The organism is Kitasatospora sp. NPDC001539 (genome assembly GCF_040298565.1).
Taxonomy (GTDB): Bacteria; Actinomycetota; Actinomycetes; order Streptomycetales; family Streptomycetaceae; genus Kitasatospora.
This window is the reverse complement of record NZ_JBEPAK010000323.1, coordinates 1-6,535: the sequence shown is the minus strand read 5'-3', so window position 1 is coordinate 6,535 and position 6,535 is coordinate 1. Positions and strand designations below refer to the sequence as shown.

At 71.1% G+C, this 6,535-nt stretch carries 8 protein-coding genes; 2 read left to right on the top strand and 6 right to left on the bottom strand.

All coding sequences use genetic code 11. The features are described 5' to 3' along the window. Positions 1-106: 106 nt before the first annotated feature. Together ABT247_RS30550 and ABT247_RS30545 are read right to left on the bottom strand one after the other, a co-directional pair. Positions 107-307: a DUF397 domain-containing protein gene (locus ABT247_RS30550; protein WP_350749030.1), complete on the bottom strand. Its 201-nt coding sequence runs from the start codon at positions 305-307 to the stop codon at positions 107-109. Then, a complete protein-coding gene (locus ABT247_RS30545; protein WP_350749028.1) occupies positions 300-1,166 on the bottom strand; it encodes a helix-turn-helix domain-containing protein in 867 nt (288 codons plus the stop codon). The genes ABT247_RS30550 and ABT247_RS30545 overlap by 8 nt, the downstream gene beginning before the upstream one ends. Before the next feature lie 254 nt (positions 1,167-1,420). Between ABT247_RS30545 and ABT247_RS30540 the strand changes: the two genes are divergently transcribed. Both ABT247_RS30540 and ABT247_RS30535 read left to right on the top strand, forming a co-directional pair. After that, complete coding sequence (locus tag ABT247_RS30540; protein WP_350749025.1) at positions 1,421-1,783, top strand: ATP-binding protein; 363 nt, start codon at positions 1,421-1,423, stop codon at positions 1,781-1,783. Then, positions 1,780-2,025 (top strand): thioredoxin domain-containing protein, encoded by a 246-nt coding sequence (locus tag ABT247_RS30535; RefSeq protein WP_350749023.1) that lies wholly within the window; start codon positions 1,780-1,782, stop codon positions 2,023-2,025. Before ABT247_RS30540 ends, ABT247_RS30535 begins: the two co-directional genes overlap by 4 nt. A 179-nt stretch (positions 2,026-2,204) precedes the next feature. On the opposite strand, the gene ABT247_RS30530 is transcribed toward ABT247_RS30535, so the two are convergent. From ABT247_RS30530 to ABT247_RS30515, 4 genes are read right to left on the bottom strand one after another with little or no spacing between them, the layout of a single operon-like run. Then, on the bottom strand, positions 2,205-2,798 hold the full coding sequence (locus tag ABT247_RS30530; RefSeq protein ID WP_350749021.1) for a DUF5666 domain-containing protein: 594 nt from the start codon (positions 2,796-2,798) through the stop codon (positions 2,205-2,207). A gap of 13 nt (positions 2,799-2,811) precedes the next feature. Next, entirely contained in the window at positions 2,812-4,023 is a 1,212-nt protein-coding gene (locus ABT247_RS30525; protein WP_350749018.1) for an ABC transporter permease, read from the bottom strand. Beyond that, positions 4,020-4,823 carry an ABC transporter ATP-binding protein gene (locus ABT247_RS30520; RefSeq protein WP_350749015.1) on the bottom strand — a complete coding sequence of 268 codons (804 nt, stop codon included), beginning with the start codon at positions 4,821-4,823 and terminating at the stop codon, positions 4,020-4,022. The genes ABT247_RS30525 and ABT247_RS30520 overlap by 4 nt, the downstream gene beginning before the upstream one ends. Before the next feature lie 3 nt (positions 4,824-4,826). Next, positions 4,827-6,221, bottom strand: coding sequence for an efflux RND transporter periplasmic adaptor subunit (locus ABT247_RS30515; RefSeq protein ID WP_350749012.1), 1,395 nt, complete (start codon positions 6,219-6,221; stop codon positions 4,827-4,829). Positions 6,222-6,535: the final 314 nt, after the last annotated feature.

The following is a 6,535-nucleotide window of genomic DNA, read 5'->3' as shown; positions in this document are numbered from 1 at the left end:
CGGGGGCTTATCCCCTGCGCCCCCCCCCCGCGCCCCCCCTCGGTGCGCGTCGCCCGCCGCACCGCCCCGCGTCTGCGGGGTCGCAAGAGGCCGCCGGAACGATTCGCTAGGCGTTGGCGGTCATGTGGTCGAACTCGCCGGCCTTCGCACCCCGGAGGAACGCCGCGAACTCGGGAGGCGTGGTGCCGACGATGACGTCGCCCTCGTCGGACTCACGGAGTTCGATCACCCCGTTGACCGTACGAACTTCGACACATTCCGAGTTAGCCGCCGAATAACTTGACTTCTGCCAGGTAGAGTCAGACATGCTTTCTTTCCATATCCTTCTTGAGGGATCGAATGAACTCCCGGGAGTCCTCCTCCGAGAGCGCCGCCGAGCCGATCCGCTTGAGCAAGGAGCGGAACTGGGCGGTATGAGCCGGCGCATCGTAGAGCACGCTGTCGACGCCTGAATCCATCTGGGCTGTGTCGAGCTCAGGAATCGGGCCTTCGACATAAGTGAAATTCTCGTGGTTGACCGGAAGGGTATCCACGTCGAACAGGACTACCCGGATCGAGATGGTTGGCCGTTCGGAGTCCTCGATCAGGCTTCCAAGCTGCTCGGCCTGTACTTCACGGCCGCCGAACTGCATGCGCAGCGCTGCCTCGTGGATGTAGGCAGAATACGGAGTTCCTCCCGACCGGACCACGGTCTGCCGCTTCAGGCGGAAGGCGGTTCTCAGGTCGACCTCATGCTGCGGCAGCAGCGGGAATCCCCGAGCGAAGACTGCAGAAGCGTAAGCAGCAGTCTGCAGCAACCCAGGGATAAAGGCCATGGTGTAGGTCGAGAGCCCGTGGGCACGGCCCTCCATTTCAGCCATCTCCAGGAAGTGCTGTGAGAGGCGCCCTCGGTACTCCTCCCACCAGCCGCCCTTGTCCCGATCCGTAATGATGTCCGCCAGTGCGTCGATCAGGGGCTCGTTGACACACATGCACAACGCAGCGATCGTGCGCAGGCGTTCGACGCTGATGCCGGTCTTCCCGCTCTCCATCTGCGTCACGTGGGCCGGATTGATGCCCAGCGCGCGGGCGAGCTGACTGCCACCGAGGCCGGCTTGCTCCCGCATCCTGCGCAGCTCGGCACCCAGCCGCCGCTGGCGGAGAGTTGGGTTCGATCGAAGCGCCATGGCGTCCTCTCTGCAGGTCGTGAGATCAGTGTGCCTCAGAGCCGATGCCACGTTAGAGGTAACTTCTCGCAGCCCGCCACAAATCTGTGGCGGGCTGCGCTATCGTCATCCTCAGCTCGATCCGACGGTCCGTCAGTCCGTCGCGTTTCCGGGGCAGTAGGCGCACTCTGCCCCGAAGCCGAAGAGCAACCAGCCCCACCTGGCCTGGCTCACGGCTTCCCCCTCCCTCCCACCACCGCCTCACGGAGGTTCCCGTGTGCACCCGTAACACGCCCTCGCTCACCCTCTCCAAGCAGGCCCTCCGCGCCGCCCTCACCCGCAGCAACTGCGACCCCGAGACCATCTTCGACGCCGAGCTCGCGCTCGCCGAACTCATCGTCAACGCCTGGCGCTACGGGGACACGACCGCTCCCGTCGTCTTCTTCTCCATCCTCGGCTGCACCCTCCACGTCTCGGTCTCCGACGAGTCCGACGCCCTCCCGCACCAGCGCACACCGACCGGCCTCGCCGAGACCGGGCGGGGCCTCCAGCTCGTCGAGGGCCTCACCCACCGCTGGGGTGTCGACCCGCAGAAGCGCGGCAAGAGCGTCTGGTACGAGCTGGACTTCGCCTCGTGAGCCGCGACCCCGTCGCCCCGGACGACCCCCGCATGCGCGACTACACCAGACCGCAGATCACCGCGCTCCTGGGTGAGTTGCACCGGCGCGGCATCCCCTACGGCCTCCTCTGGGGCTCCGCCTCCACCCCCGAGACCACCCTCGACGGCCGCATCCTGGTCGACTTCGGCAACGCACCCGTGAGCACCCTGCTCAACCTCCTCCACCTGCTCCGCGACCTGGACCGGGACCGGGACCTGTGAAGTTCTTCGTGGGCGCGATCCTCCTCGCGCTGCTCGCCCTCGCGATCGCCACCGTGGCCTGGGCGTGATCGCCACCCTGAAGATGCCCCGCCCCGACGACCCGGACCAGCGGCGCTGAACGCGCGGAGGCCCTCGCCCCGAGCAGGGCGAGGGCCTCGCGGTCGTCCGGCCGTGCCGGGTCAGCCGCCGGACGCGTTCCGGTTCCCGCCGAAGCCGCCACCGCCGCCGAAGCCGCCGGCGGAGCCCTCGACGAGCTGGCTGGCGTTGTAGCCGCCGTTGGAGTCCGGCGTCCCCACGACCGTCACGCTCTGGCCGGGCTGGAGGTCGGCGGTCTTGCCCTCCTTGTTGAGCTGGACCTTGGTCGAGTCCGTCGTCGTCACCTTGATGGTGTTGCCGTTGGCGTCCGTCAGGTACACGGTGTTGCCGTCCACGGCCTTGACCGTGCCGCGCGCGAACCCGGGCTGCCCGCCCTGGCCCTGCCCACCCTGGCCCTGGCCGCCCTGGCCCTGGCCGCCCCGGCGGCCGCCGTTCTGCCCGTAGCCGCCCGCGGAGGACCCGGCACCCGCGGCCCGGGTCGAGGAGGACTTCCCACTCGGCGCCTGGCCCTTCTCGTACCAGACCCCGCCCGCGAAGGCGCCCGTGGCGATCACGCCGCCCGCCAGCACGAGGCTGAGCCAGGGCAGCTTCCGTCGCGGCGGTGCCGCCAGCTCGCCGCTGACGTCCCGTGCGTCCGGCGGCGTGGACAGCAGCGTCACCTGATCGTCCTGGTTCATCGTCGTACTGCTCCTACTCGTGCCGGAGGGCGTCGATCGGCCGCAGGGTGGCGGCCCGGTTGGCGGGGTAGCTGCCGAAGAACAGCCCGATGGCGACGGCGATGGCGAACGCGCCGAGCACCGATTCGGGGATCACCACCGGTTTGATGCCGACGATGCTGAAGTGCGAGCCGGCGATGCCCGCCGCCACGCCCAGCCCCGCGCCGATCACCGACAGCAGGGTCGACTCGGTGAGGAACTGCCCGAGGATCACGGCCCTCGGTGCGCCCAGCGCCTTGCGGATGCCGATCTCCCGGGTCCGCTCGGTGACCGTCACCAGCATGATGTTGGTGATCCCGATCCCGCCGACCAGCAGCGAGATCGCCGCGACCGCGCCGAGCAGCACGGTGAACGTCTTGGTCGTGCTCTCCCGGGCGGTGAGCAGCGACGCCTGGTTGGTGATCCGGAAGTCGGCCTTGGTCGGGTCGGCGATCGCGTGCGTCCCGAGCAGCACCCGGGTGATCTCGGCCTGCGCCGCCGTCGTGGTGTCGGCGGACGCCGCCTGCACCAGGATCTGGTTGACCGGGCCGAAGCCGGTGAACGCGTTCTGCACGGTCGGCAGCGGTGCGATCACCACGTCGTCGGGGTCGGTGAAGCCGCTGCCGCCCTTGGCCTGGAGCACGCCCACCACGGTGAACGGCGTCCCGCCGAGGACGATCTTCTTCCCGACCGGGTCCTCGGTGTCGAACAGCTGCTTGGCCGTGGTGGCACCGAGCACCGCGACCTTGCGGGAGCCGAGCACGTCGTCGTCGGTGAAGTACTCGCCGCGCGCGACCTTCTGGTTGGCGGTCTCGAAGTACGCCGGGTACGTCCCGACGATCGAGCCGGGGCTGTAGGAGATGTTCCCGTACAGCGCCGTCCCGCTGGTGGTGACGACGGGCGCCACGGACCTGACCGCCGACGGGTCGGCGCCGCTCGCCAGGGCCTTGGCGTCGGCGACCGTCAGCTTCTTCACCGAGGCCACCGACCGCGAGCCGCCGACCGCCGAACCGGCGCTGACGGTCAGCGAGTTGGTGCCGAGCGAGGTGATGGAGTCCTTCACCGCCTGCGAGGAGCCGTTGCCGACGGCCAGCAGCAGGATCACCGAGGCGACGCCGATCAGCACCCCCAGCATGGTGAGCGCCGAGCGCACCTTGTTGGCGGCCAGGCCGCCGACCGCGAAGCGGAGCGTCTGCCAGAGGATCACGCCGGCACCCCCACCTGGAGCAGGGCGGGCGGCGGCCCGTCGACCGGCGCCTGCCGGACGTCGCTCACGATCTGCCCGTCGACCAGCCGCAGCACGCGCTTGGCGTGCCGGGCGACCTCGTCCTCGTGGGTGATCAGCACGACGGTGCGGCCGGTGGCGTTGAGCCCGTCGATCAGGGCCAGCACCTCCTCCGTCGAGCGGCTGTCGAGGTTGCCGGTGGGCTCGTCGGCGAGCAGCAGCGCGGGGGCCGTGACCAGGGCGCGCGCCACCGCGACGCGCTGCTGCTGGCCGCCGGAGAGCTGGTTGGGCTTGTGCCCGGAGCGGTCCTCCAGCCCCACCAGTGACAGTGCGGCCAGGGCCCGCCGGCGCCGCTCGGCGGAGCGCACGCCCGCGTAGGCGAGCGGCAGTTCGACCTGGGCGAGGGCGGTGGTGCGGGGCACCAGGTTGAAGGACTGGAAGACGAAACCGATCTTGCGGTTGCGGACCAGCGAGAGCTGCTGCTCGTCCAGGTGGCCTACGTCGATGCCGTCCAGCAGGTAGCGGCCGGAGGTCGGGACGTCCAGGCAGCCGAGGATGTTCATCAGGGTGGACTTGCCGGATCCCGAACTGCCCATCACCGCGACGTAGTCGCCCTGCTCGATGTCCAGGCTGACGCCCGCCGGGCCGCCGGTCGCCGGGTCGTCCGGGCCGCGCAGCGCGTGCACGGTGGCGTCGCCGTGCCCGTACGACTTGGTGAGCCGGCTGATCCGGATCACCGGCACGGGCTTCGCGGGGACGCGCTTGTCGATGACGTGACGCATGGCTCAGCCCCTGCCGCCGCGACCGCTGCCGCCGCTGCCCGCGGCCCCGCCCGGGAAGCCCGCCCCGGCCCCCGCGCCGCCGGCACCGCCCCGACCGCCGGCGCCGCCGCCGAGACCGGGGAAGGAGGCGTTCGGGAAGCCGTTGGTGCCGCTGGTGGTGGGGAGTTCGACCTTGTCGCCCTCGGCGAGACCGGACACGACCTGCACGGTGCTGTCGCCCTCGACGCCGACCCCGACGGTGACCCGCTCGGTGCTGCCGTCCGTGTGCACCACGGTGGCGGTCCGCGAGGAGCCGGTGCCCGAGAGGGCGGAGGTGGGCAGCGAGAGCGCGTTGTCCGCCTCGCCGGTGACGACCTGGACGGTGGCGCTGAGGCCGGTGCGCAGGGTGCTGGTGTCACCGCTGAGCTGGAGCGTGGCCGAGTACTGGACGGCGGACGAGCTGGCGCCGCCGGAGCTGCTCACGGGCAGCGAACTGACCGACAGCACCGTCGCGTTGAGCTTGGTGTCGGACTGCGCGTTCAGGGTGACGGTGGCCGCCTCGCCCTTCTTCAGCTTGAGCGAGTCCAGTTCGGAGAAGTTGGCGGTGACCTGCATCCCGGTCGGGTTGGTCAGCACGATGAAGCCGCTGGGGGAGCCGGAACCGGCGCTCGCTCCGGTGGACTTGGCGGTCGAGGAGGACGAGGAGCCGGCGGCGGTGGCGCCGACGGTGTCCCCGACCTTCGCCGAGATCGAGGCGACCGTGCCGTCCACCGACGCGGTCAGGGTGGTGCCGGCCAGCGCGGCCTGGGCGTTGGTGAGGTTGGTCTGCGCGGTGGCGACCTGCTGCTGGGCCTGGGCGACGGCCGCGTCGTCGACCTTGGTAGTGGTGATGGTGGTGGTCTGCGGGGCGGGCGTACTGCTCCCGCCCGCCCCGTGTCCGGCGCCGGAGCCGGCCCCCGCACCCGAGGCCGACGGAGCACTCGTCGAGGAGGAGGACGGCGGAAGCGGCTCGGTGGTCGTCGTGGTGACCCCGGCCTGCGCCTTGGTGAGGTTGGCGTTGGCCGTGGTGAGGGCCGCGCGGGCGGCGTCCACCTGCTGCTGGGCCGCGGTGGTGTCGACGGTCGCGAGCACCTGCCCCTTCCTGACGGTGTCCCCGACCGCGACCTTGACGGCCGTGAGCCGCCCGCCGGTGGTGAAGTCCTGGGCCGCGTCGGTCGGCGACACCAGGGTGCCGGTTCCGGACACCGTGGCCAGGACCGTCCCCTTGGCGACGGTCGCGGTACGGGCGACGGGCTTGGCCGCGGCCGTGCCGCCGCTGCCGTTGACCGTGGCGTACGCCAGGGCCGCACCGCCCAGGAGGGCCACGCCGAGCGCGGAGTTGACGAGGACGGCGCCTCGCCGCCGTGGGAGCACCTTCATGGCGGACAGCTTCGCGGGGCGCTCTTGCGGAGTCCTGGGCGCGGGCTGGGAGAAGACTGACCGGCCGGATCCGGGCATTGCGGGCCGATCGCCCGTCCCGCGCGGGCGCCTTGGCCCGGGCGTGGCCGATCGTTGGCCGAACTCCCAGCGCTCTCCCAGCGATCCCCAGCCATCCGGGAGGGCGGCTGGGCCGGTCCTCGGGAGGGCGGCTCGGCCGGTCCCGCGCCGCCGTCTACATCCTCCCGGCCGTGCTCTGCTGCGCCGGCCTGTGGTGGCTCATCGACGGGATGTTCGGCGTCTTCGACAAGCCCTAC